Source organism: Rhizomicrobium electricum, from assembly GCF_011762045.1.
Taxonomy (GTDB): domain Bacteria; phylum Pseudomonadota; class Alphaproteobacteria; order Micropepsales; family Micropepsaceae; genus Rhizomicrobium; species Rhizomicrobium electricum.
Genome location: NZ_JAASQS010000005.1, coordinates 112,391 through 136,778, shown reverse-complemented (window position 1 = coordinate 136,778; position 24,388 = coordinate 112,391). Strand labels below are relative to the sequence as shown.

Genomic DNA, 24,388 nt, shown 5'->3' with positions numbered 1-24,388 from the left:
ATATTGTCCAGGGTTCAAAACCTGGGTCCCCTTCCCGTCGCAGCGCTACGCTTGCTCCGCCGGGGATGACAAAATGAGATCGCTATGACCCACGACGATATGCTTTCCCTGGCCCGCACCATGCGGGACCGCGCCTATGCGCCGTATTCGAAGTTCCATGTCGGGGCGGTGGTGAAGGGCGCCAACGGCAAGATATATGGCGGCTGCAATGTCGAGAACGCGGCCTATCCGGTCGGCAATTGCGCCGAGGCGTCGGCCATCGCAGCCATGGTCGGCGACGGCGAGACCCGTATCGTCGAGGCATTGGTGATGGGCCCCGAGGGGCAGATTTGCACCCCGTGCGGCGCCTGCCGTCAGCGCCTGCGCGAGTTCGCCGACCTCGATCTGCCGATCTATCTCGCCGACCCGACCGGCATCCAACAGACCGTCACTCTCGACGACCTCCTGCCGATGTCTTTCGGCCCCGACAATCTTATGCAGAAATAACCGACATGCTTCCTCAGGAAATCATCCGCAAAAAGCGCGACGGCTTCGCTCTCACCGAGGGCGAAATCGCCGAGTTCATCCAGGGCGTCACCGCGGGCACCGTGTCCGAAAGCCAGATTTCGGCTTTCACCATGGCCGTCTTCTTCAAAGGCATGGAGTTCCCCGAGCGGGTGGCGCTGACCAGGGCCATGACCCATTCGGGCACCGTGCTCGACTGGGGCGACTTCGGGCCGGTGCTCGACAAGCATTCCACGGGCGGGGTGGGCGACAAGATCAGCCTGATGCTGGCGCCGATGGTCGCCGCGTGCGGCGGCTTCGTGCCGATGATCTCCGGCCGCGGCCTCGGCCACACCGGCGGCACGCTCGACAAGATGCAGGCGATCCCCGGCTACCGCGCCCAGCCGGACCTCGGCACGTTGCGCGAGGTGGTGAAGAAAGTCGGCTGCGCCATCATCGGCCAGACCTCCGATCTCGCGCCCGCCGACCAGCGCATTTATGCCGTCCGCGACGTCACCGCGACCGTTGAGTCGATCCCGCTGATTTGCGCCTCGATTCTCTCGAAGAAGATCGCCGCCGGGCTGCAAGGCTTGGTGATGGACGTCAAGCTCGGCACCGGCGCGTTCATGGAAAATCTGAAGGACGCGACCGATCTCGCCGAAACGATTGTGAGAATCGCTAACGGAGCAGGATTGCCCACCGCTGCCTTACTCACCGATATGAACGAGGTGTTGGGGCTGACAGCAGGCAACGCCATCGAAGTGGTCGAGGCCGTCGACTATCTGACCGGCAAGAATCGCGAGCGCCGTCTACATGAGATCACCAAGGCGCTGGTCGGCCAGATGCTGGTGCTCGGCAAGCTTGCGGCGACGCCTGAAGAAGGCATCGCCAAGGCCCAGGCGTCTCTCGATTCCGGCGCCGCCGCGGCCAAGTTCGAAGAGATGGTCGCTGCCCTCGGCGGCCCGAACGACTTTCTCAAGAACCCCGATCGCTATCTTGCCAAGGCCCCGGTCACGATGCCGTTCAAGGCGCCGCGCTCCGGTTTCATCGCGGCGGAGAAGACCCGCGCCATCGGCCTCATCGTGGTCGACCTCGGTGGCGGCCGCCGCAAGACCACCGATGTGATCGACATGGGCGTCGGCTTGTCGGACTTCCGGCCGATCGGCACCAAAGTTCAGGCCGGCGACACGCTCGCGCTTATCCACGCCAAAAATGACGCCGATGCCGCAAAAGCTGCTGCCGCGCTGGCCGAGGCGGTTATCATCGCCGACACCGTGCCCGAGGATCGTCCCTTGGTTCATGCGCGGGTGGTATAGCTGAGTCATGCGCCAGGTCTTTCGCGGCACGCTTTTTCATCTTCTCGACGACCCCGATGCGGGCGCCGATGCTGCCGTCATTCATGAGGACGGAGCGCTGCTGGTCGAAGACGGCCATATCATCGAGGCCGGAACCTGGATCGATATCCAGCCGCTGGTGAAGGGGGCGCCTATCGCCCGCTTTCCCGACGGGCTGATCGTGCCCGGCTTCATCGACTGTCATGTCCATTTCCCGCAGATCGACATGATGGCGTCGCCGGGCGACAACCTGCTGCATTGGCTGTCGGCCTATGCCTTCCCGACCGAGAGCCGGTTTCATCACGAGGACGTCGCGGCCGAGACGGCGCGCTTCTTCCTCGACCAGTTGTTCGCCCACGGCACCACCACCGCGCTGGTGTTCGCCACCGCCCACAAGGTCGCCGCCGAGGCCCTGTTCGCCGAAGCCTTCCGCCGCAACATGCGCCTCATCACCGGCAAGGTGCTGATGGACGTCAACGCGCCGGCCGGCATCTCCGACACGGCCGAAACCGGCTACATGGAGACCCGCCATCTGATCCGCGATTGGCACGGCAAGGGGCGGCTGGGCTATGCGGTAACGCCGCGCTTCGCGCTGACCTCGAGCGAGCGCCAGCTCGAACTCGCCGGACGGCTCCTGGCCGAACACCCCGGCGTCAAGCTGCACACCCATCTGTCGGAGAACACCAGCGAGATCGAGGCGGTCCGCCGCTTGTTTCCCGACTGCCCCGATTATTTCGGCGTCTACGAGAAATTCGGTTTGGCGACGCCGCATTCGGTCTTCGCCCATTGTCTGCATTTGTCGGCCTCCGAGTGGGTACGGATGGCTCGTTCGGGTTCAAACATCGCTTTCTGTCCGACCTCCAACCTGTTCCTCGGTTCCGGCCTGTTCAATTTGAGTGCCGCCGAAACCGCGGGCGTCAAAGTCGGGTTCGGCACCGATGTCGGGGCAGGGACCAGCCTGTCGCTGCTCGCCACCATGAACGAGGGTTACAAGGTCTGCCAGTTGCAGAAGCGGCACCTCAGCCCGTTCAAGCTTTTCTATCTCGCCACGCTGGGCGCCGCGCGCACCCTCCGGCTGGACGACAAAATCGGCAATTTCGCGTCCGGCAAGGAAGCCGACTTCGTGGTGCTCGACGCCCACGCGCTGCCGCTTGCCAAGCGCCGCTGGGAGCACGCCACCACCTGGGCCGAGAAACTGTTCGCGCTCGCCATGCTCGGCGACGACCGCGCCGTGGCCCGGACTTACGTGGCGGGACAGTGCGTGCACGAGCGTGACAAGAAAGCGGCGCCCTCCGAACCGCCGAAACGCCCGCGTCCGCTGGACGACGATCCGATCTGGGATTGATTGAAGGTCCCGGCTCTGCGCGCTGCCCCCAAGCGGCGAGGCCAGCTACGCGCGTTGTGCATGCAGCGCTTGGCCGGGATGACATTGGGTAATGTTGCCTCCCTCACTCGACTCTGGCACCTTTTGTCATGGACCAGTTCATCGCCAAACTCCCGAAAGCCGAACTCCATCTTCACCTCGAAGGCAGCTTCGAGCCCGAGCTGATGTTTGCCATCGCCCGGCGCAACAAGGTGGAGATCCCGTATCGCTCCGCCGAAGAAGTCCGCGCCGCGTACCGCTTCGCGAACCTGCAGGATTTCCTCGACATCTATTATGCCGGCGCATCCGTGCTCTTGGCCGAGGAGGATTTCTTCGACCTGACGCGGGCCTATCTGAAGCGCGCCGCCGCCGACAATGTCCGGCATGTGGAGGTCTTTTTCGATCCGCAGACCCACACCGATCGCGGCGTACCGTTCAAGACCGTCGCCGATGGGATTTGGCGGGCGCTGTGTGAAGGCGAGAAGGAGTTCGGCATCACCGCGAAGCTGATCCTGTCGTTCCTGCGCCATCTGCCGGAAGAGTCCGCGTTCGCGACCCTGAAACAGGCCGAGCCGTATCTCGACCGCTTCGCGGCGGTCGGATTGGATTCATCGGAAGTCGGTCATCCGCCGGCGAAATTCGCCCGCGTCTTCGCCGCCGCGCGGGAGGCCGGGTTGAAACTCGTCGCCCATGCGGGCGAGGAGGGGCCGCCGGAATACGTCTGGGAAGCGCTCGACGTGCTCAAGATCGACCGTATCGACCACGGCAATCGCAGCCTGGAAGATCCGCGGTTGGTGGAGCGTATCGTCAAGGACGGGCTGACGCTGACCGTCTGTCCGTTGTCGAACCTGAAATTGTGTGTGGTGAAAGACCTCAAACAGCACCCGATCAAGCGGATGCTGGACCTTGGGCTCAGAGCGACCGTGAATTCCGACGACCCGGCGTTTTTCGGTGGTTATGTCGGCGCCAATTTCGAAGCCATTGCCGCCGCGCTGCCGCTGACGCGGGAAGACCTCCGGACGCTCGCCGCCAACAGCTTTGCCGGGTCGTTCCTTTCGGATGCGGAAAAGTCCGCCCACATTGCCGCCGTGAGGGCGGCCGTTTAAGCCGCCTTCTTCAGCGCCCCTGGATCGCAACGGCCTGCTTGTACGCGTTGCGGGGCTTCGCGCACTTCGGGACGCGGCATGACGAATTCGGTTCGTTCGCGTTCTTCCGCGATGGCGAGCCATGCGCGTTCCAGTTCGGCCGTCAGTTCGGCAATCGCGCGCAGCCAGTGTTCGTGGGCGCGCCCTTCGGGGTAGCCTTCCAATTCCCAGATCGCGTGGCTGCGTGCCCGTATTTTTTCTTCGCCTATCAGTTGCTCAAGTCCCATCGCCTTATCTCCTATCCGGCAGCGCGCCGCATGTCTTCGTCGTCCCCCGTTTCCTCTTCACGCCACTTCGGCGCTATACCCGTCACGCCGCGATACAAGTCCATGTAGGCCCCCGCGCTCCGGTCCCAGCCGAAAGTACGGGTCATGGCCTGTAACTGTACGAGGCGCCAATGCAATTGATCGCGATACAGCGCCAATGCGCGTGATAATGCGGAGATCATACCATCAGTGGTCGGATCATCAAAGACGAAACCGCTCGCAGTACGATCGCAAATCGACAGATTGTTAGTATCTACAACAGTATCGGCGAGACCGCCGGTGCGGCGCACGACCGGCAGTGTGCCGTATTTCAGCGCATAAAGTTGCGTCAGGCCGCATGGTTCGAAACGCGCTGGCGCCAGCAGGATATCGCTACCAGCCTGCAGTTTGTGTGCGAGCGTTTCGTCATACCCAACCGTTGCGGCGATGACGGTCGGATGTTGCTCCGCCGCGTGGGCGAGCGTGGCTTCGATGGCACGATCGCCTTCGCCGACGACCGCGAGCTGGGCGCCGCGTTCTGCGATCCACGGCAGCGCCTCGATCAGCGCGTCGGCCATTTTCTGATGGGTAAGGCGCGAAACGAAGCCGATGACGGGAACATCGGGTGCCGGCGGAAGCCCGAGTTCGCGCTGCAGTTCGCGTTTGCACACGCGTTTTCCGGCGGTTTCGCGCGGCCGGTAGTTCGCCGGCAGGAAGCGGTCGGTCGCCGGATTCCAGATCGTTTCGTCGATGCCGTTGAGAATGCCGCAGAAATCGCTTCCGCGTGCCGCGAGCACGCCGTCGAGACCGAAACCGTATTCCGGCGTCAGGATTTCACGGGCGTAGGTCGGACTGACGGTGGTGACGCGATCGGCATAGCGCAGGCCCGCCTTCAGATACGAGACCTTGCCGTAGAATTCGAAATCGCCGTGGCCGAGATCGGGAACGTCGCCGTGGCCGAAATTGCCCTGGAACGCCATGTTGTGGGTCGTAAAGACGGTCCGCGGCCGGGCTCCTTCGTGGTGGGCGAGGAAGTAGGGCAACAGGCCGGTGTGCCAGTCGTTCGCATGCACGAGATCGGGCAGCCAGCCGATATCGGTGCGGCCGAGCGCCAGGTCGGCCGCCGCTTTCGAGAAGTATGCGAAGCGCAAGGCGTTATCGCCCCAATCGGCGCCCTCGTTGTCCTGATAAAGCCCACCGTCGCGGCCGAACAGCGTCGCGCTCGAAACCAGCAAGACGGGAAGATCGCAATCGGGGAAAGTTCCGGCGATCAGAAGGCCGTCGGTGATGCCGAAGGCAGGGCCAAGGCGTGTCACCACTTTGGCGTCGCGCAATTGCACGACGGCGCGCGGATAGGCCGGCATAAGAACGGTTATGTCTGCGCCCTGGCGCTTCAGCGCTGCGGGCAGCGAGCGGGAAACGTCTGCCAATCCTCCGGTTTTTGCGAGGGGGTAGGCTTCGGACGTCACGAATAGTAGGCGCATGGCACGTCCTGTCGGTTGCGGAGCGAGGCTCCGGTCGGGCGGCCGGCTGCTATAAGTCCTAGTGAAATAACGAGAAAAACAGTCGGCTGCGACGAAAAGTGCTCTCTCAGTTATCAGTATTACTCCCGAGTGCGACAACTTGTGCACGCTCGGGATTCTACCTATGCCGGCCCTTCGAACCGCATTTCACAACGAGAGCAGAGAATGCCGGTTCCCGGCATCGCAACGCTGCAAGTGCGATACAATTGTTGCGTGTTGGTCGGCTGCCGACGGACGCTTTTTTCCGAACCGCGTGCGTCCGTGTCACGGGAAATTTTGTCCCAATCTGGGTCAAAATTTGGTAAGAATGCGCTCGGCTTGACGGACCCGAAGAGGTCCCGGCGGAAAATGGATGGGGGAGCTGATGCGGTACGCCGAGTACCACAAAGAAATCGCGCGCTTGGATAAAGAGATCGCCGAGTGTCTGCGTCGCGAAGCGCGGGCTGCGGGCGGATCGCCATGGTACTACCGGGTGATGCCAAGCCTTGCGGCGAAAGCGATCGAGGAGTCCGCCGCCCGGCGCACCAAGCTTGCGCGCTCGCGCGCCAAGTTGGAGCGCGACGTCTTCGGTGCCGCCTCGCTGCTGTGGAATGCCGATCCGGTGGCGGTTTTCCGCCGTACGGTTCCGGCTTCCGACGAAGGGATCGAGCGGTTGCGCGCCGCGGCCGATGCCGCCTTCGAACAGCAGAAATAGCGGGGGGCAGCAATGGCCAACGATCGTCAAGTGATCCAGTACATGTCGCCCGCCGAACTGGTCGGGTTGATGAATGCTGCCGGTGTTGTCACCGTGCATGAGACCGTCATGTCCGACGGCAAGCCGGTGATCCACGCGGCGGTGAACGTGGCGAACGCCGAAACCGGCGAGAAGCTTCCGGGCGGGTTGCCGTTCTCCGTGGTGATGTTCAAGGGGCCGAACGAGCCGGGCTATTCCAACATCGCGATCGGCACCATCGTTCCCGCATCGGAACTGAAAGTCGTGCTGCCGCGGGACTACTTCAATTTCTGCAATCAGCGTTTCCGTTTCACCCGCGTGTTCCCGGTCGACGAAAAGTCATTCGTGATCCAGATGGATCTGGTGCTGAAGAACGCCACCCGCGAATATGTGAAATTCAGTTTCGGCCTGTGGGGCGCGCTGTTCTCGCAGATGCTGTTCGAGCTGATGGGGCGGGGCCGCGAGTCCTTGATTGCGGCGGCGCAGGCCTATGCTGAGGCGCATACCGATTTCGCCCAGCAGATCGCGACGACGCCGGAAGCGGCGATTGCCGAGCCTGTTGCGGCGGAACTGCCGGTTGCCGTGCCGGCAGAGACCGTGACGGATCTTCCGGCGGATACCGACGCCGTGTTGCCGCTGGACGCCGAGGCGATCATTCCGGTCGAGATCGAACTGCCCGCCGCAAACGAAGTGGCGGACGATGTACCGGCCGAGGAAACCGTCGAAGCGACGGTGGAAATCGTGACCGCGGACAAGCCCGCCGAGGAAATCGTCGCCGAACAAGAGACATCGGACGTGCCGGCCGAAATCCTCGTCGAACCATCCGAAGCGGTGGTCGAGCCGGCCGAAGCCACGGCAGAAGCGGCCGTGGAAGAGGCGGTGGAGCCGGTGGGCGAGCCCGAACTCAGCATCGCGGCCGGTCCGACCATCGAGCCGGCACCCGAAGCGGACATCGTCGTGCACGCGGCCGAGGTTACCGAACCAGCCGGCGAACACGAAGAAGCCAAGGAACTGGAACCGGCTTAAGCTGCTACGGTTGCGGCGTGAATTCGACCGGCACGAAGACGTAGCCGGTACCGTCCTTGCGCAACCGCCCGATGCCGGGGAATGCGACGTGCGAGCCTGCAACGGCGGTGTTTTCCGCGGCCGCTTTGGCGAACAATGCCTGTCGCGTCGCGATCGCCTGTGCCCGATCGAAGTCCGACATCACCGATACTTCGGGATAGGCGAACTGCACGAAAGGATTGTGCACGATGTCTCCGAACATCAGCAGCACGGCGCCTTTGGATTCGAACCGGAAGGCAGTGTGTCCGGGGGTATGACCGGGTGTCGGCACGATGGTCATGCCGGGTGCGATGGCATCGCCCGGTTTGAATGTGCGGAAGTCTTTGCCATAGAGCGCGACCGCCGTCCGCGCGCCTGCGGGCGTCGCCTTGTTCTGGGCGTCGAGCCAATAGGCGGTTTCTTTCGCATCGGCCCACACGACCGCTTTCGGGAATAGCTTCTTGCCGCCTTCGACCAGACCGCAAACGTGATCGCCGTGCAGATGTGTCAGCACGACGATATCGATGTTGTCCGGCGTGTAACCCGATGCCTTCAGGTTGGCGGCAAGGCCGCCCAGTTTCCAGCCGTAGCAATCGGCATTGCCGGCATCGACCAGGATGCGATGGGCGCCGGTATCGACCAGATAGGCATTGACCGAAGTCGGCACGCCTTTGGCTGAATACGAGAACGCGCGTTCCGACAGCGCCTGGATCTGCTCGGCGGGAATGCCTTTGAAGCCGCCGGGCGGAAGATTGATCACACCGTCCTGCAGCGCCGTGACTGTGAAATCGCCGACCGCATAGCGGAACCATCCCGGTGCCTGGGTGTCGTGGCGGCCTGCCGGCGACGGCAGCGCGAACAACAATCCGGCCAGCAGACAAAGAACGAAGCGGCGCGCGCCCATGGCAAACCCCCGAAAGACTCGGCCGGGAATTTACGCCGGGACGCGCGCCGTTCCGATCACGTTTTCGCGCGCTAGATTTTCGCGCGCAGCACCACACGGACTTCGCGGCCGGGCGCGATGACCGTGTCCTTGTTGAACGAGGCGGCATTGCGTTCGACCTGATCGGCGAGGTTGCGGCCGATGAGATCGATCTCCCAGCCGTCCATCACCGGCCACGATAGGCGCGCGCTGACATCGGTATAGCCGGGCGTGGCAGTATCGAAGGCGCCGTACTGGGTTTGCTTGCCGACCTGCATCACCTGGAATTCGGCATCGAAAGCGTCGCTGTCCCAGGCGAGGCCGCCGCCTGCGCGCCACGGCGGAATGCGCGGCACATTGGCTCCGCCGGCCAGCGTCGCACGCACGATGTCGCCTTGGAATTCGACCGACAGTACGCCGGTGCCGGCATCCCAGAGTTGATAGCGGCCTTTGCCTTCGAGACCGCGGAAATGCGCTGCGCTCTGGCGATAGAACAACTCGCGCAGATCGTTGCCGCCCACGCTACAAATGCCGGCTTCGTCGCAAGTCCGTCCCGTCTGGTCGCCGTAGATGTAATTGTCGAACCACGAACTCCACAGGCTGAGATCGAAGCTGAACATCCCGGTTTTGACTCGCGCGGTGGCTTCGACCGAATTGGCGCGTTCGGTTTTCAGCCGGGGATCGCCGGTTTCATAGGTGCCCGGCCCGTCGTGAGCACCACGGGCGAACAGCTCGGTCTGTGCGGGTGCGCGTCCCGCCGTCGAAGCGGTGAGGCCGAATTTCAGCCAGTCGGTGGCGGTATAGAGCAGGCCCGCCGCGCCGCTGATGGGCGTGAAGTCGCGCCCGGTGCGCAGGCCCGATGCCGGCGTGCCCGAAATATGCACGTTCTCCAGCCGCACGCTGGTTTCGAGATTGAGGCGTTTGCCGAGCGGCGTATCGGCAAAGACGTAACCGGCAAAGGTGTTGGTGATGGCGGGATAGAGATAGGTCGAATCCGCGCCGATGGCCGAATAATCGCGATTGGAGGCTTCGAAGCCGACCGCCATCGACGAGAACGGTCCCAGCGCGCCGATCAGTTGCTCGATGCGGACATTGCCTTCCTTGTTCTTGAAGGTGGTATTGACCGAACCATCCGGGTTCTTTTCCTCGTGGCTGTAGTTGGCGTACGAGCCGTCGACGGTCAGCGTCTGCAGCGGTCCGGCGCCGATCTCGAAGGCGGAGCGGCTGATCAGCTTGGTCTGCCGCATCAGGATGTAGGTGGTATCGCTCGGAATGCCGTACTTGGCATCGTATTGCACCAGGGCGAGGCCGGTATGATCCTTGGCGTCGAAGAAGTAGCTCGAACCAAGGGCAAAGCCGTTGCCGACGAAAAACGAGTTGGCCTGGGTTCCGAGCGGCGTGCCGTAGTTGCCGGAGTTGCGATAGAAGCCGTCGGCATGGATGGCGAAATTTCCCGCCGCGATGTCGGTCAGCAGCGATACTTCACCGGTATTGGCGGCCGAGGCGTAGGCGGCTTCCGCTTCGCCGGAGAGTGTCTTGTCGGGCAGCGTCACCGGCACGCGGTTGTTGAGGGCGTTGATGACGCCGCCGATGGCTTGGCTGCCATAACGTAATGTTGCGGCACCCCGTACCACTTCAATGTTCTGGGTCGAGAGCGGATCGATCGGCACGCCGTGGTCGGGGCCGACGTCGGACACGTCCGAACTCGACAGGCCGTTCTCGACCAGTTTGACGCGGGCCGAGTCCATGCCGCGGATGATCGGACGCGAGGCGCCTGCCGCGAATCCGGAGCCGGATACGCCGGGCACGTTTGCCAGCGCGTCGGCCAGCGTCCCGCCGCCGCTCGACAGGATCGCATCGCGATCGACATTGGCAATGATCGCGGCGGTATCGTCGATATGCTTGGAAATGGGCGAGGCGGTGACCACTACGGTCTCGACACTGCTGCCGCGTTCGGCGGTGTACATTTGCTGGGCGCAAGCGGGCGAAAGGGCTGCCGCCGCGGTCGCGGTCAGCAGAAAAGATCTGCAATACAAGGCAATTCTCCACAACGAAGGGGACGCAAAGCCGCCCGCACGCAAGGCACGGGGGCGCGATGTTCGGGCATCGTCAGGCGCGCGGCGGCGCCCGTCCCATCCAGTTGTGACTTAGCGGCCGTGCGGCGACGGTCAGTTCGAGAAGGCGCGGCAGCAGCGACACCACCGCGCTGGGCGGCAGCACCGCGGCGGCGGCCGGCGTCAGATAGGTGCCGCCGTGGACGTATTCCTGGCAGAGGAAGCATTTGTCGGCGTCGATCGGCGCTTTGGGAGCGGGGGCGGAAGCCGTCACCGTGCCGGACGGCAGAGACGAGACCGGCAGGTTATGCAAATGCGTCTGAACCAGGAACGCCTGCAGGGTAAACGTGAACAACACGACGAGATTGAGCTGGAGCCGTGAGGCCCCGTTCGCTACCGCGCGCTGTCGTCGTTGATCCCGCATCGCAGCAAGACTAGCGGCAAACGGTGGCCGGCCGCAACTTACCGATCCGGCAAGGTCTTGCGGCTTGCGATTAGTAAGTGCCACAAACTACAGGGATATTGGACAACGAGGCCACACTCGCGTGTCGCGGGATTGGGGCTGTGCGGGCCACCCTGGCGCGCAAAGTTAAGACTAATTCCTAGATTGGATTTGATTCAGATAGGGGAAAACCCTCACTTGGGAGAAATTGACACTAGCGTCACGGTGCTAACCGATTGTAATTCTCATTCGGCGACCGACCACAGGCGCGGGGCTTCCGTGGCGGGCCGCTAGGCGCGAGGGCTTCCTTGCAGATTCCCGAAATCGACGAAATGACGATTGCGCGCTTGCGCAAGGCCGGGCTTCGGCCGACGCGTCAGCGCCGCGAACTGGCGCATTTGCTGTTTTCGGAATGCACCGAAGCGATGACGGCGGAGAGCCTGCACACGTTCGCGCAGCGCCACGGAGTGAAAGTCTCGCTGGCGACCGTCTACGGCACGCTGCACAGCTTTTGCGACGCCGGGCTGGTGCGTGAAGTCTCCATCGATTCCCGGCGCTATTTCGACACCAACCCGGACAATCACCAGTACTTCTATTTCGAGGACGAGCGGCGTCTGGTCGGCGTCAGCCAGGCCGACGCCGGGATCAAGGTGATGCCGCCGCTTCCGGAAGGCCGCAAGATTTCGCGGGTCGATGTCGTGGTCCGGTTACGGAGAGATTAACCAGCCTCTGCTATCCTGCGCCCATAGAGGGATTCGTTGGGGGCGTGGGTCCGTGGCACAAATTCGTAAATGCGTTTCCGCTGACTTTCAGCAGATTGCGACGTTATTGGTGCAGCTCTGGCCTCAGAAGGTCCAGAATCTCGCCAAGCTGCGCGGCGCCTTCGACCGGGCGCTCGCCTCCACGACCCAGCGGTACTTTTGTGCGGTCGAGGATGGCGAGATCGTCGGCTTTGCCTCGCTGAGCATGAAATACAGTCTCTGGCAGGAGGCCCTGCTGGCCAATCTCGACGAGCTGGTGGTGGACGAGGCGCAACGCGGGCAGGGGATCGGCGGCGCGCTCCTCGATTACATCGTGGATGTGGCCCGCAAGACCGGCTGTTCCCGCATCGAACTCGACAGCGCCTTTCACCGCACCGAAGCGCACGAATTTTACGAACGGCGCGGCTTCGAGAAGCGCGCCTTCCTGTTCACGATGGCGTTGTAGTTTCCGAGGGCTGCGCCGCGTGCCCGATCAGCGAATAGGCGGGCCGCTCCAGAAGCCAGATGACCGGAAGCGCGATCAGCGACACGTAGAACATGAAGCGGAAGTCGCTGGCGTAGGCATCGATGGCGGCGCGGATGCGCAAGGCGACGTCATACGCGGCGCGGGTCGGCGGCAGGGCTATGTTCTCGAACAGCGACGGTCCGTTGATCCCGAGCGCCCGGTTGAAGGGCGTTGCGAAGCGCGTCAGTTCGGCGTGAACCGCCTGCATGGTGTTCGACAGGAACGTGGTGGTGATCGAGATGCCGATCGCGCTGCCGACGTTGCGGATCAGGTTCATCAGCGCCGTACCGTCGGGGCGCAGTTTGCCGGTCATGGTGGCGAAGGCCACGAGCTGCAGCGGCGTGAAGATCAGCCCCATGCCGAAGCCCTGGACGATGGTAGTGAAATAGAGTTCGGGCATCTCTACCGACGGCGTCCACAGCGACATCTGCCATAGCGACCACAGCATGAGCGTGGTGCCGATAGTCATCAGGATGCGCGGATCGATGTGATTGGAAAACCGGCCTACCAGCAGCATCGCCGCGATGGTGCCGAAACCGCGCGGGCCGAGCAGAAGGCCGGTTTCCGTCACCGTGTAGCCGGACAGGTTCTGCAGGAACGGCGGGATCAGTGCGGTCGAGGCGAGCAGAACGGCACCGACCAGGAACTGCAGCACCATCGCCAGGACGAAATTGCGGTCGCGGAAGACGCCTTTCTGCAAAAACGGCTTGGCGTAAGTCAGCATATGCACGGCGAAGAGATAGAAGCCGAGGCACGCCAGCGTGCATTCGATGACGATCTCGCTCGACGAGAACCAGTCCTGGGTGGTGCCGCGGTCGAGCATCAACTGCAGCGCACCGACGCCGAGCGCCATGAAGCCGAACCCCGACCAGTCGAATTTCAGCGAAGCGTCGGATTTGTTGTCCTTGAAGAAGGCGACGATGCCGATGGTCGCCAGGATGCCGAACGGCACGTTGACGTAGAAAATCCAGCGCCAGCTGTAATAGTCGGTGAGATAGCCGCCCAACGTCGGTCCCAGGATCGGGCCCAGCATCACGCCGATGCCGAAATAGGCCATCGCCTGTCCGCGCTCCTCCGGCGGATAGAGGTCGAACATGATGGCTTGCGACAAGGGAGCCATCGCCGCGCCGAGCACGCCCTGCAACAGGCGGAACATGACCATCTGGGTGAGGTCCTCGGCCATGCCGCACATCGTCGAGGTGATGGTGAAGCCGATCAGCGACGCGACGAAGACGTTCTTCTTGCCGAACCGCGCCGCCAGCCAGCCAACCGGCGCGGTCATGATCGCCGCCGCGGCGATGTACGACGTGAGGACCCAGGTCACCTGCTCGCGCGAGGCCGAAAGTCCGCCTTGCATGTAAGGCAGCGCGACGTTGGCGATGGTGGTGTTGAGCGCCTGCATCAGCACGCCGGTCATCGCGCACAGCACCACCACCCGCAATTCGAACGGGCTCTTGTAATGATGCTTCTTGGGCGTTTCGACGTGGGTATTCATGCGCAAACTGACGGGCCCAAAGACAGGCGTCAGGCGCAGGAATGCGGGTGGCGGAAGCGGGCTGGGGCGAAGATACGCCTACGGAGCGTTCGGATTATGCGACACGGTGCCGCCAATGTTTGCGAACGACGGTCCGCTGCGGCGTTGCGTCCAAGGGGACGCTCTCTATAGCATGGCAGTACCAAGGGGGGGCTTGGCATGTCCGATTATCTCTTCAAGCTGCGCTTTCTGTTTTTTCCGGTGCTGTTGTATTCATTGGCGGCTATCGCCGGATACCTCGCCGCCTATGTCCTGCTGGTGGAATGGGCCGGCTTGCTTGCTGCAGAAGGCGAACTCGAAGAGTTCTGGCTTCCGCTCGTCGCGGGCGGGGCGGCGATTGCGGCGTTTCTCGGTCCCCGGTTGCGTGTGTTCATCCCAGCCAAAAGAAGCGATCCCGACGGTTTCTTCATACTGGTGGCAATGCTTCTGGTCGTTCCGCCGATCATGTTGCTGCAACCCACAGTACAGGAGGCAATGTGGGGACTGCGGCCCGTTCCGGCGCTGACAGCGATCGCCGTCGACAGCAGGGCGCGTTATTACGCGCCGCAAAACGTTTGCGTTGATACGAGCAGAGTGCGCTGGAACGGCTTCGCCCATAGCGATGGGCGGCACAACGATATCGAATACGAGCTTTATGCGGCAGTACCGGTTTGCGCACCGGAAACGGGGACCGCGCACTGGGTCGGCATTCACAAAAGTCACACGGTGAGTGGTTCGACGCCGGCGGCGGAGCGGACCCAAGAGGTGACTGCGTTCGAACAGAAGGTTCGTGCTGAAGTTGAACGGCTGGATCCGGCATTCTGGACTTACGTCGAACGCGTACGCGGCGGCAGTGAGATGCATCAATTTGCCAAGGCCATCGGCGGCACGGCGGAAACCGTCATCGTGATGCCGCGCACCGAACCATTTGGTCAGAATACGCAAGCTCGCTTGACGTGGGCCGCATGGGCGTTCGGCGGCGCGGCGGTGCTATGGGCTTTCGTCCTCTTGTTCCGCACTTTGAACGAGGACGAGGTAGAAAGCGTGCGCAACACGGGCAGGCTGACGCCCAAACCCGAAGACGAGTTCTCGTTGAAAAGCTTGATCATACCGACGCGGGAGTTCTACGGCCCTGCAGTCCTGATCGACATCATCGTCGGCGTTTATCTGGCGATGGTGTTTTCCGGCCTCGGTGTCATGTCGTTTGCGACCGACGATTTGGTCGCTTGGGGCGCCAATCGCGGGCCTCTGGGTATCGGGCCGGATCATTATGGGCTTGTCACCGCCATGTTCCTGCATGCCGGGCTGATGCATATGGTCAACAATCTGTATGGCTTATTGTTCGCGATCGTGTGTCTGGTACCAGTGGCGCGTAACAGCCGGCTGATCGTCTGCTTTCTGGTGTGTGGTCTGGCCGGCTCGATTGCCAGCGTGTGGTGGAACCCTGCCGTGATTGGCGTCGGGGCATCCGGTGCCGTGCTAGGGTTGTGGGGTATAGCCGTGTCGCTCGCGGTTGTGCGCGATCACCGCGTTGCAGGCAATGGGCGCTTCATTCTCATCAATGTTGCGATCTTCGGCGCCATGACGGCCTTTCTGGGGATTGTCTCATCCAATGTCGACAATGCCGCGCATGTCGGCGGGTTTCTCACCGGTCTGGTGATAGGTGTCGCGCTATTCGTATGGGAGAAAATTTCGCCGGACCCCGAAGCTGCGGACCAGCATCAGGAGCTGATCAAAAACCTTTTCAAACCTGCGGAAACGTCGGCGCCGAAAAGCTCCGCCATCGATCCGCTGCCGTAGTGTCTTACTTCTCCAGCACGATCAGCACGCGGCGGTTCAGGTTTTCCTGGGTGCCGGGCGGGGTGGGGATTTTGGGCTCGCTTGCCGCTTTGCCCACCGTGTCGAACGTCGCTGCGGTCAGGCCGTAAAGCTGCATCTGATCGCGCACGACCTGCGCTCTGGCGAGCGACAGCACATAGGCGTCTTCTTCGGCGGTATCGGTGTTGCCGACGAGATGGATTTTGGCGAAGCCGCCGTCCATGGCTGCCTTCACCGCTTCGGAGACGGTTTGCTTGGCCGGATCGTTGAGGTCCATGTCGCCGGAAGCGAAGAACACGATGAAGACTTGCGTCTGCGGCGGCGGGGGCGGCGGCGGTACCGCCGGCGTTTCGACCGGGGTCGGCGAGTCCGACAATCCGACCGACCAGCCGCAAAGGCGGATCAGACCGCCGAGATAGCTCGATACCGAATCCGCCGCATGCGTTTCGCAATAGCTCGGTTCCGCGTCGCCCGCGTGCGCGAGCGCGATGCTGAACGCGAACCCAACGATGCCGGCCACACCTCGCTTCAAGCCCATGACCAGTCCCGGCAGCCCAGGCCTAAGAATTGCGTGAGTCCGGGCGAGGGCTCAAGTCCTAAGGGAAGAATGTGGGCAGGCTATTCGAACGGCCGGAAGCCCGCCTTGAGAGACTCGACACGCTGCCGGGTCGCCCAGGCTTTCCAGTCGTCTGCCGACGAACCGGGATAGCGGGCCGTGCCGAACGCCGCCCAGGCATCGCGCAGCTTGAGCCAAAGCCGTTCGGTCTTGCGCACGCCATCGGCCGTCACCGTGCCGGTCGCGGTCCAGTCGGTTTTGGTGATGACGGTGCGATAGGCTCCGTTCAAGGCCTTGTCGGCCACGGCGAAATCATCCTTGGGCGGACGTTTTCCGCTTTCGAAACCCTCGATAAAATTGAGAAACGCGGCACGCAGCTTTCCCGCTTCTTCGGCATAGAAGGCGCCACGCAGCGTTCCCGACATGTCCTGCTCTTCGCGGGAATGGGCGTCGGTATAGGCTTCGTCGGCCTTCTTCAGCGCCGCGAACGCGGACTTCTGTTCCGGCGTAAAACCGGCGACGATTTTCGCCAGCTTACGGTCGCGGACGACTTGGTCCTTGTCCTGGGCGAAACCCTCGCACATTCCGCCATGCAGCCCGCTGGTGATATGTTCGCAGAACAGATACGGCTTAGCGGCGTTCTTCGGCGAAGCCAGGAATTCGACGGTGTCTTCCCATTCGGCGCGGGTCAGTTCGTCGGAGCGGCAGGCCAGCGCCGTGGCGCGTTTGCGGTCCACCCGAACGCCCCAGCCGTTGGCAAAAGCGACCATGGCCGTCAGTTCGTCGGGTGAGAAGTTGTCGCTATTGCGCTTGTCGGCAGCGATAGCCTTGGTTTCGGCCTGGGTCACCGTCGCCGATCCGGCGGCAATGCAATGGTCGAGATCGGCGAAGGACGGCACCAGCATGGTCGAAAGCTTGCGCCTTTCCATCTCCGCCCGAAGACCTTTGACGGCGACGTAATCGCCATTCTCCATCAGCCTGTCGACCTTGTCGACGTATTGCATCTCCAAATCGGCCGCATTGGCCGAGACAGCCATCAGCCCAACCGCGATTAACGCGATCCCGATCCTGCGCATGAACAATCCCCCCGTAAACAGACTTATCTAAACGCCGGCTCGGTGAAGCTCCTCAGTTTGCGCGAATGGAGCGTGCCGTTCTGGGCTTCTTTGCGCAGCAGTTCGAGGGCGCGGACGCCGATCTGCAGGTGCTGGCTGACGCGCTCCTCGTAGAAGGCGTCGGCCATGCCGGGCAGTTTGATCTCGCCGTGCAGCGGCCGGTCGGAAACGCAGAGCAGCGTCCCATAGGGCACGCGGAAGCGATAACCGTTGGCGGCGATGGTGGCGCTCTCCATATCGATGGCGATGGCGCGCGACTGGTTGAACCGCCGCGCCTGTTCGGCATAGCGCAGTTCCCAATTGCGGTCGTCGGTGGTGACGACGGTGCCGGTGCGCAGACGCTCCTTCAGCACCTGTCCGGTACCGCCGGTGACTTCGCTCACCGCCTTGGTCAGGGCGAGCTGGACTTCGGCGATCGGCGGTACCGGGATTTCGCGCGGCAGCATTTCGTCGAGCACCTGGTCGTCGCGCAGATAGGCGTGCGCCAGCACATAGTCGCCGAGCCGCTGATTGGCGCGCAGGCCGCCGCAATGGCCGACCATCAGCCAGACATGCGGGCGCAGCACCGCGAGATGGTCGGTGATCGTTTTGGCGTTCGAGGGCCCGACGCCGATATTGACCAGGGTGATGCCCATACTGTTGGGCTGCACCAGATGATAGGTCGGCATCTGCGGCTGCTTGAGCAGCGGCGGGCACGACGGCTCCTTGCCCTGTTCGATGACGCGGTTGCCCGGCTCGACGAAGGCGCGGGCGCGTCCCGCCGCCACTTCGTTGTGGCCATAGACGGCGAACTCGTCGATGTAGCGCTGATAGTTCGTAAACAATACGAAATTCTGGAAATAGCGCGGATCGGTGCCGCTGTAGTGGCGCAGGCGATGCAGCGAGAAATCCACGCGGGATGCCGAGAACAGCGACAGCGGGGCGGGGCCGGGGCCCGGCCATTCGCCGCCGTCGGCGATGCGGTCGTGCGCTTCGTCGAGCCGCGGCAGGGCGAAATACTCGATCAGCTTGCGCCGCCGTTTGGCATCGATGGAGGAGGCGCGCTCCACCGCAAACGTCAGCGGGATCGGCGTGCGCGAACGGCCGACATAGATCGCGGTGTTGTAGTACTGCGTCAGCAGCGTGAGCTGTTCGATGAGATAGTTATGGAACAGGCGCGGCTGGGTGATGGTGGTGCCGTAGCGCCCCGGACTGGTCACCTTGCCGAAGGCCAGCGTGTTGGACCCGAGGCTGTCGTCGTAATTCACGTCGGCGCAGAGATAGGGATAGACCGGATCGGGTCCGTGCTTGGGCTCGCCTTTGGCGAAATCGGCGAAGGCGCGTTCGATGTCGCCGGTCGCTTCGTCGTAGAGGGAAACCAGCCGCTGGTAGGCGGCTTCGGGACTGTCGCAGCGCTGAAGATCGGTGGCGACGTCGTCGGAAAGAATGGGTGTCACAGGAAGCTGGTCCCTACGGGCATGGGGTTCAGGCCCAGGTGATGGGCCACGGATTGGCCGATATCGGCGAAGGTGGTGCGGATGCCGATCGGGCCGGGGGCAATGCCGGGTCCGAAGGCGAGGATCGGAATGTGTTCGCGGGTATGATCGGAGCCGGTCCAGGTCGGATCGCAGCCATGATCGGCGGTGAACACCACGAGATCGCCGGGCTTCAACGCCGCCGCGAGATCGGGAACACGCTTGTCGAATGCTTCCAGCGCCTCGGCATAGCCGATCAGGTTGCGGCGGTGGCCGTACAGCATGTCGAAATCGACGAAGTTGGCGAACACGAGCGAACCGTCGGGCGCGCTCTTGGCTTGGGCGATGGTGGCGTCGAACACCGCCTCGTTGCCGTGCGCGACGATTTCCTGCGTCACGCCGGAATGGGCGAAGATATCGGGAATCTTGCCGATGCCGACCACTTCGCGCCCGGCCGTCTTGGCGACGTCGAGCACGGTCGGGCGATAGGGCGGCGTCGCATAATCGTGGCGGTTGCCGGTGCGCTGGAATTGCCCGCGCTTCTCGCCGACGAACGGCCGCGCGATCACCCGCCCGATGTGGTACGGGTCTACCAGTTTGCGCACGATGTGGCACAACTCGTAAAGCCGCTCGAGGCCGAAATGGGTTTCGTGCGCGGCGATCTGATAGACGGAATCCGCGCTCGTGTAGCAGATCGGTTTGCCGGTCTTGATATGCTCTTCGCCGAGCTGTTCGATGATCTCGGTGCCCGAGGCATGGCAATCGCCGAGGATGCCCGGCAGCTTGCCTTCGCGGATCACCGCTTCGGTCAGTTCGGCGGGGAAGGTCGGCACGGTCTTGGGGAAATAGCCCCAGTCTTCTTCCACCGGCAGGCCCATCATTTCCCAATGCCCGCTCGGCGTGTCCTTGCCTTTGGAGAGTTCCTGCGCGGCGCCGAACAGCCCCTGCGCGGTCATGCCGTCGAAAGCGGGCAGGGCGGGATCGACCAGATGCGCCGCCCGGCCGAGGCCGAGCGCCATCAAATTCGGGATCTGCATCATCCCGCGCGGCGCATTGGAGCATCCTTCCCAGATCCGGGCGAAGGTGTTGGCGCCGGTGTCGCCGAAGCGGTCCGCGTCCGGCAACGAGCCGATGCCGAAAGAATCCAGAACTCCAATGATCGCGCGCATATCGTCCTAACCCTCGCCAACCGCGAGGCAAAATCGGTGCATGATTATTGTTCCAACAAACGCCACCCTTGTCCATGCGCGCATAGCACTGCTACCCCTAAGGGCATGACACAGGATTCCTCCGCGCTGATCGCCAGTGGTGCCCAGGCCGTTCAGGCCCGCATCCCCGACTTTCCCAAAACCGCCATCGTGCTCGGCAGCGGGCTCGGAGGTTTCGCCAAAGGGCTTGTCGACGCAACAACCGTTCCGTATGGGGACATTCCCGGCTTTTCGCGATCCACGGTGGTCGGCCATTCCGGCAACCTGATCGCCGGCACGCTCGAGGGCAAGCGCATCGCGGTGATGCAGGGGCGCATTCACACGTATGAAGGCCATGGCGGTGCGGCAATCGCCACGCCGATTCGCATTCTGAAGCGGCTCGGCGTCGAGACGCTGATCCTGACCAATGCGGCGGGCGGGCTCAATTTGGATTTGGGACCGGGTTCGATCGTGATGATCGAAGACCACATCAATTTCTCCGGCTTCAATCCGCTGATCGGCCCCAACGACGACAGCTTCGGCCCGCGTTTTCCCGACATGAGCGATCCGTATGACCGCGAATTGCGGGCGAAACTGGAAGCCGCGGCGGCAGTGGCCGGCGTTGCGATCAAAAAAGGTGTCTACATTTTCGTACTCGGCCCCAATTTCGAGACCGCCGCCGAAATTCGTATGTTTGCCAAACTGGGTGCCGATCTGGTCGGCATGTCGACCGTGCCGGAATGCCTGGTGGCGCGGCACGCCGGTATGAAAGTGGCGGGGATTTCGATCGTCACCAACTACGGAACCGGCATCAAATCCACCCAGCAGACCCACGAGGAGACCCTCGCCACCGCCGAACAGGCAGGGCAGAGGCTGGAGCAACTGCTGCGCGTGTTCGTGCAGCGGATCTAGGCAATGCTGCACTGCAGCATGATGTGCCTATTATGAAAGTGCGTTAAGGTATTGTTCTCTGGAATTTAATGATTGTGACGCCGTAGTTGCGACCTAATCGCAATTCTGCTCGCGTGCGACATCCGCGTCTACGCTGCATTTTTCGGTGAATGTGGCCGGTATGCGACTCCTCTGTCACGAAAGCTACGTGATACATCCCCTATAGGCATTCTGTAGCCGTAGCAGCTTGCTGCAATTGCGAAATTCGGTCTCGGGGTGAGGCCGGTAAGACGGGGGCGCATAGGTGCGTTTTAACGAGAGTGTCTGGGGAGCCATCGATGCTGTCATCGACCTTTCACAGCACGGCCACAACGCACCTGCGTGGCGCCACCGAGTGTGCGGCGACGGAGAAAAGCACCGCCGTGCTTGGTGCGAGAACCCACTGAACCATTGAGGGGAAGACAATGAGAGTAACAAAGAGACTGTTCACGAGCGTTGCCCCGGTAGCGCTCTTGGCGCTTGCAATAACGCCGGCGTTCGCACAGTCCACCGGTACTGCGGAAGTCGAAACGGTCGTCGTGACCGGCACCAAGGTGAAACTCAGCGGCATGATGACGACGCTGGAAGTTCCGAAGCAGCGTTCGGTCATCACGCAGGACTTCATCACCACGCAGCCTTCCGGCCAGACGGTCTTCGATACCCTGAACTTGGTTCCGGGCCTGAACTTCACCAACTCCGACCCGTACGGCAACAGCGGCGGCAATATCCGCATGCACGGCATGGACGGTAACCGCATCTCGTTCACGTGGGACGGCATGCCGCTCAACGACACCGGCAACTACGCCACCTACACCAACCAGGTCGTCGATACCGAAATCATCGACCGGGCTTCGGTGAACCAGGGCACGACCGACGTCGACAGCCCGACGGCGTCCTCCACCGGCGGCGTCATCAACATTCGCACCGCCAAGCCGGCCGAAAACTGGGGCGTGCTGGCCGATACGGCGCTGGGCAGCTTCAATTACCGTCGCGCCTTCTTCCGCGTCGACTCGGGAGAGATCGGCCCGTGGGGCACGCGCGCGTTCGCGACCTATTCGTACACGATGTACGACAAGTTCAAGGGTCCGGGTAATCTGCAGAAGAACCAGATCAACGCCGACATCTATCAGGGCATGGGCGATCTCGGCTGGATCAACCTCGCGGCGCACTTCAACCGCAATCGTAACGACCAGTACAACGGCGTAACGTTCCTGCCTGTTCCGGCCTCGACAGCCTTCTATCCAACGGCTGGTTCGAACTATGCCGTCTACGCTCCGAACGTTGCTCTGGACGCGAACGGCCAATACACCGGCACCGATCCGAACGCGCTCGGCGGTTTCGGTCTTGGTTACGACGAAGACCCGACCTGTACGCGGGCGGCGGTTGCCGGCGCGCCAGACAAAGATGGCTGCTCCAGTTTCTATAAAGTGCGTGTCAATCCGTCCGACACCGGCAATATCCGCATGTCGTCGCTCTGGCATCTGAGCTCCAACCTGACCTTCACGTTCGACACCAACTTCCAGTACGTTCTGGCGAACGGTGGCGGCTACACCAATGTCTCGGAAACCGATACGAAACTGGTCGGCTCGACGACCGGTACGGTGTTGACGGGTGCGGCGAAGAACAATGCGCGCGTCACGCCTTATACCTGCCTCGCCGGTAACGGTTGCGATCTCAACGGCGACGGCGACATTCTCGACACGGTTGGCGAGTTCACGCCGAACAACACCAACACCCGCCGTTATGGCATCAACGCCCAGTTGATCTATGCGGTGAACGACGAGAACACCTTGCAGTTCGCCTATGTGTTCGACTGGGGCCTGCATCGCCAGACCGGCCAGTGGTCGACGTTCGACAGCGTCAACGGCCCGGCCGATATCTTCGGCGGCCTGCGCGACTCCGATCATCAGGTCAAGAACGCCGACGGTTATGCGCTGCGCCAGCGCGATCGCAAGTCCTATGCGAGCCTCAATCAGTTCTCGTTCAACTACGAAGGCCGCTACCTGCAGGACACGTTGCGCGTCAGCGTCGGTGTCCGTCTGCCGTTCTTCGAGCGCGAACTGCACCAGTACTGCTACAACCAGACCACCGGTTACGGCTATTGCACGACGGCCGCGCCCAAGACCGGAACCGTGCAGCTGGCCAACCTGGCGACGATGGGGGTGTATAAATTCGACACGTCGAAGAATTACTACACCAAGCCTGGCGACTACAACGTCAGCTACAGCCGGACCCTGCCGAATGCCGGTATTTCGTGGCTGCCGCTCGGCCCCGAGCATCAGTTCTTCACGAGCTATGCGCAGGGCATCTCGGTTCCGCGTACCGACAATCTGTACAACGGCGGCACCAACGGCGACGCGTCGTGCCAGACTGCGCTCTCAGCCGCGGAAAAGACACCGTCGGTGTTGTCGGCCTGCCGGTTCGGCACCTTCGCAACCAACGTCAGCCCGGAAACCACCGCGACGTACAACTTCGGCTATCGCTTCACGGGCGAATGGGCGAGTGCCTCGGTGACGTTCTGGAACACCCAGTACAAGAACCGCATCGTCTCCACCTACGATCCGACTCAAGGCATCAGCGTCGATCACAATATCGGCAACGTGAACATGGACGGTGTCGACTTCGAAGGCACTCTGTCGCCGATCGACAACCTCGATATCTATCAGTCGGTTTCGTACCTGCACTCGCGCGTAGTGGACGGTCCGATGGCCGTGATCTATACAGGCACGGGTAAGGACGACCACGTCTCGATCGCAGGCAAGGAAGTTGTCGAAACCCCGAATTGGACGGAAGCGACCCGCATCCAGTATCGGATTTACGGCTTCCAGTTCGGTCTCGGCGGCAAGTATGTCAGCCGTCGTTACGGCACCGACACCAACGACTATCGCGTGCCGGATTACTTCGTTGCCAACGCCGACGTCCGTTACGACCTCAGCGAACTGGGTTGGGACAAGTCCTATCTCAAGTTCAACGTAACCAACCTGTTCGACCGGAATTATTTCGGCAACATTTCGACGACCAGGAACTGCTTCACGCCGTATGCGGGCCACGTGACGGTGGGCTGCACGTCGTATCCGCTGCTGTCGGTGGGCTCGCCGCGTACGTTCCAGATCGAACTGCGTAGCGTGTTCTAGAATTCAGATTCGGTATCGAAACGAAGCCGGCCGGGGAGCGATCTCCGGCCGGTTTTTCTTTGCGGGGCGTGGCCGGAAACTGTCGGCCGGATGAACCATCCACAGGATCGTGTCGGGCAGCAGATCGCGTTCCGGGTGATGCGCGATG

At 62.4% G+C, this 24,388-nt stretch carries 21 protein-coding genes; 11 read left to right on the top strand and 10 right to left on the bottom strand.

Going from position 1 to position 24,388, the window contains the following annotated elements; translation table 11 throughout:
• The first annotated feature begins 84 nt into the window (after window positions 1-84).
• From FHS84_RS11210 to FHS84_RS11195, 4 genes are all read left to right on the top strand, one after another.
• Window positions 85-486, top strand: coding sequence for a cytidine deaminase (locus FHS84_RS11210; RefSeq protein ID WP_166934176.1), 402 nt, complete (start codon window positions 85-87; stop codon window positions 484-486).
• 5 nt (window positions 487-491) lie between these two features.
• A complete protein-coding gene (gene deoA, locus FHS84_RS11205) occupies window positions 492-1,799 on the top strand; it encodes a thymidine phosphorylase (RefSeq protein WP_166934174.1) in 1,308 nt (435 codons plus the stop codon).
• A 7-nt stretch (window positions 1,800-1,806) separates the two neighbouring features.
• Window positions 1,807-3,162 carry a guanine deaminase gene (gene guaD, locus FHS84_RS11200; RefSeq protein WP_166934172.1) on the top strand — a complete coding sequence of 452 codons (1,356 nt, stop codon included), beginning with the start codon at window positions 1,807-1,809 and terminating at the stop codon, window positions 3,160-3,162.
• A gap of 128 nt (window positions 3,163-3,290) precedes the next feature.
• Window positions 3,291-4,286: an adenosine deaminase gene (locus FHS84_RS11195; protein WP_166934170.1), complete on the top strand. Its 996-nt coding sequence runs from the start codon at window positions 3,291-3,293 to the stop codon at window positions 4,284-4,286.
• Here FHS84_RS11195 and FHS84_RS11190 read toward each other — a convergent pair.
• Entirely contained in the window at window positions 4,283-4,552 is a 270-nt protein-coding gene (locus FHS84_RS11190; RefSeq protein ID WP_166934168.1) for a DUF2934 domain-containing protein, read from the bottom strand. The two genes, FHS84_RS11195 and FHS84_RS11190, sit on opposite strands and share 4 nt — an antisense overlap.
• An 11-nt stretch (window positions 4,553-4,563) precedes the next feature.
• Window positions 4,564-6,054, bottom strand: a complete 1,491-nt coding sequence (gene glgA / locus FHS84_RS11185; protein ID WP_166934166.1) for a glycogen synthase GlgA — start codon at window positions 6,052-6,054, stop codon at window positions 4,564-4,566.
• A gap of 403 nt (window positions 6,055-6,457) precedes the next feature.
• Here glgA and FHS84_RS11180 point away from each other — a divergent pair, with 403 nt between their 5' ends.
• Window positions 6,458-6,787: a hypothetical protein gene (locus tag FHS84_RS11180; protein ID WP_166934164.1), complete on the top strand. Its 330-nt coding sequence runs from the start codon at window positions 6,458-6,460 to the stop codon at window positions 6,785-6,787.
• A gap of 12 nt (window positions 6,788-6,799) precedes the next feature.
• A complete protein-coding gene (locus FHS84_RS11175; RefSeq protein WP_166934162.1) occupies window positions 6,800-7,831 on the top strand; it encodes a hypothetical protein in 1,032 nt (343 codons plus the stop codon).
• A 4-nt stretch (window positions 7,832-7,835) separates the two neighbouring features.
• Here FHS84_RS11175 and FHS84_RS11170 read toward each other — a convergent pair whose 3' ends face one another.
• The 3 genes from FHS84_RS11170 to FHS84_RS11160 all read right to left on the bottom strand — a co-directional run bounded on the left by FHS84_RS11170 (window position 7,836) and on the right by FHS84_RS11160 (window position 11,183).
• Window positions 7,836-8,753: an MBL fold metallo-hydrolase gene (locus tag FHS84_RS11170; RefSeq protein WP_166934160.1), complete on the bottom strand. Its 918-nt coding sequence runs from the start codon at window positions 8,751-8,753 to the stop codon at window positions 7,836-7,838.
• 71 nt (window positions 8,754-8,824) lie between these two features.
• Window positions 8,825-10,807: a TonB-dependent receptor gene (locus tag FHS84_RS11165; protein WP_208393810.1), complete on the bottom strand. Its 1,983-nt coding sequence runs from the start codon at window positions 10,805-10,807 to the stop codon at window positions 8,825-8,827.
• Between the two features lie 73 nt (window positions 10,808-10,880).
• Window positions 10,881-11,183, bottom strand: a complete 303-nt coding sequence (locus tag FHS84_RS11160; RefSeq protein WP_166934157.1) for a hypothetical protein — start codon at window positions 11,181-11,183, stop codon at window positions 10,881-10,883.
• Between the two features lie 392 nt (window positions 11,184-11,575).
• On the opposite strand from FHS84_RS11160, the gene irrA reads away from it, so the two are divergent.
• Window positions 11,576-11,989: an iron response transcriptional regulator IrrA gene (gene irrA / locus FHS84_RS11155; RefSeq protein WP_208393809.1), complete on the top strand. Its 414-nt coding sequence runs from the start codon at window positions 11,576-11,578 to the stop codon at window positions 11,987-11,989.
• A gap of 109 nt (window positions 11,990-12,098) precedes the next feature.
• Entirely contained in the window at window positions 12,099-12,473 is a 375-nt protein-coding gene (locus FHS84_RS11150) for a GNAT family N-acetyltransferase (protein WP_166934155.1), read from the top strand.
• On the opposite strand, the gene FHS84_RS11145 is transcribed toward FHS84_RS11150, so the two are convergent.
• Window positions 12,457-14,028 carry a DHA2 family efflux MFS transporter permease subunit gene (locus FHS84_RS11145; protein ID WP_208393808.1) on the bottom strand — a complete coding sequence of 524 codons (1,572 nt, stop codon included), beginning with the start codon at window positions 14,026-14,028 and terminating at the stop codon, window positions 12,457-12,459. The two genes, FHS84_RS11150 and FHS84_RS11145, sit on opposite strands and share 17 nt — an antisense overlap.
• A gap of 198 nt (window positions 14,029-14,226) precedes the next feature.
• Between FHS84_RS11145 and FHS84_RS11140 the strand changes: the two genes are divergently transcribed.
• A complete protein-coding gene (locus FHS84_RS11140; RefSeq protein WP_166934153.1) occupies window positions 14,227-15,846 on the top strand; it encodes a rhomboid family intramembrane serine protease in 1,620 nt (539 codons plus the stop codon).
• Between the two features lie 4 nt (window positions 15,847-15,850).
• Here the strand turns inward: FHS84_RS11140 and FHS84_RS11135 are convergent, their stop codons facing one another.
• The 4 genes from FHS84_RS11135 to FHS84_RS11120 all read right to left on the bottom strand — a co-directional run bounded on the left by FHS84_RS11135 (window position 15,851) and on the right by FHS84_RS11120 (window position 20,158).
• Window positions 15,851-16,402: an OmpA family protein gene (locus tag FHS84_RS11135; RefSeq protein WP_166934151.1), complete on the bottom strand. Its 552-nt coding sequence runs from the start codon at window positions 16,400-16,402 to the stop codon at window positions 15,851-15,853.
• 80 nt (window positions 16,403-16,482) lie between these two features.
• Window positions 16,483-17,496 carry a lysozyme inhibitor LprI family protein gene (locus tag FHS84_RS11130; protein ID WP_166934149.1) on the bottom strand — a complete coding sequence of 338 codons (1,014 nt, stop codon included), beginning with the start codon at window positions 17,494-17,496 and terminating at the stop codon, window positions 16,483-16,485.
• 23 nt (window positions 17,497-17,519) lie between these two features.
• A complete protein-coding gene (locus FHS84_RS11125) occupies window positions 17,520-18,971 on the bottom strand; it encodes an AMP nucleosidase (protein WP_166934147.1) in 1,452 nt (483 codons plus the stop codon).
• A complete protein-coding gene (locus tag FHS84_RS11120) occupies window positions 18,968-20,158 on the bottom strand; it encodes a phosphopentomutase (RefSeq protein WP_166934145.1) in 1,191 nt (396 codons plus the stop codon). Before FHS84_RS11120 ends, FHS84_RS11125 begins: the two co-directional genes overlap by 4 nt.
• A 105-nt stretch (window positions 20,159-20,263) precedes the next feature.
• Here FHS84_RS11120 and FHS84_RS11115 point away from each other — a divergent pair, with 105 nt between their 5' ends.
• Window positions 20,264-21,088: a purine-nucleoside phosphorylase gene (locus tag FHS84_RS11115; protein WP_166934143.1), complete on the top strand. Its 825-nt coding sequence runs from the start codon at window positions 20,264-20,266 to the stop codon at window positions 21,086-21,088.
• A 443-nt stretch (window positions 21,089-21,531) separates the two neighbouring features.
• On the top strand, window positions 21,532-24,240 hold the full coding sequence (locus tag FHS84_RS11110) for a TonB-dependent receptor (RefSeq protein WP_166934141.1): 2,709 nt from the start codon (window positions 21,532-21,534) through the stop codon (window positions 24,238-24,240).
• Window positions 24,241-24,388: the final 148 nt, after the last annotated feature.

Bases quoted from the DNA above. Each gene is read 5' to 3' on its own strand.
- FHS84_RS11170 (WP_166934160.1), bottom strand. From the start codon at position 8,753: ATGGGCGCGCGCCGCTTCGTTCTTTGTCTGCTGGCCGGATTGTTGTTC.
- FHS84_RS11135 (WP_166934151.1), bottom strand. From the start codon at position 16,402: ATGGGCTTGAAGCGAGGTGTGGCCGGCATCGTTGGGTTCGCGTTCAGC.
- deoA (WP_166934174.1), top strand. From the start codon at position 492: ATGCTTCCTCAGGAAATCATCCGCAAAAAGCGCGACGGCTTCGCTCTC.
- FHS84_RS11195 (WP_166934170.1), top strand. From the start codon at position 3,291: ATGGACCAGTTCATCGCCAAACTCCCGAAAGCCGAACTCCATCTTCAC.
- FHS84_RS11145 (WP_208393808.1), bottom strand. From the start codon at position 14,028: ATGAATACCCACGTCGAAACGCCCAAGAAGCATCATTACAAGAGCCCG.
- FHS84_RS11115 (WP_166934143.1), top strand. From the start codon at position 20,264: ATGACACAGGATTCCTCCGCGCTGATCGCCAGTGGTGCCCAGGCCGTT.
- FHS84_RS11120 (WP_166934145.1), bottom strand. From the start codon at position 20,158: ATGCGCGCGATCATTGGAGTTCTGGATTCTTTCGGCATCGGCTCGTTG.
- FHS84_RS11130 (WP_166934149.1), bottom strand. From the start codon at position 17,496: ATGCGCAGGATCGGGATCGCGTTAATCGCGGTTGGGCTGATGGCTGTC.
- FHS84_RS11210 (WP_166934176.1), top strand. From the start codon at position 85: ATGACCCACGACGATATGCTTTCCCTGGCCCGCACCATGCGGGACCGC.
- FHS84_RS11180 (WP_166934164.1), top strand. From the start codon at position 6,458: ATGCGGTACGCCGAGTACCACAAAGAAATCGCGCGCTTGGATAAAGAG.
- guaD (WP_166934172.1), top strand. From the start codon at position 1,807: ATGCGCCAGGTCTTTCGCGGCACGCTTTTTCATCTTCTCGACGACCCC.
- glgA (WP_166934166.1), bottom strand. From the start codon at position 6,054: ATGCGCCTACTATTCGTGACGTCCGAAGCCTACCCCCTCGCAAAAACC.
- FHS84_RS11175 (WP_166934162.1), top strand. From the start codon at position 6,800: ATGGCCAACGATCGTCAAGTGATCCAGTACATGTCGCCCGCCGAACTG.
- FHS84_RS11190 (WP_166934168.1), bottom strand. From the start codon at position 4,552: ATGGGACTTGAGCAACTGATAGGCGAAGAAAAAATACGGGCACGCAGC.
- FHS84_RS11140 (WP_166934153.1), top strand. From the start codon at position 14,227: ATGTCCGATTATCTCTTCAAGCTGCGCTTTCTGTTTTTTCCGGTGCTG.
- FHS84_RS11110 (WP_166934141.1), top strand. From the start codon at position 21,532: ATGAGAGTAACAAAGAGACTGTTCACGAGCGTTGCCCCGGTAGCGCTC.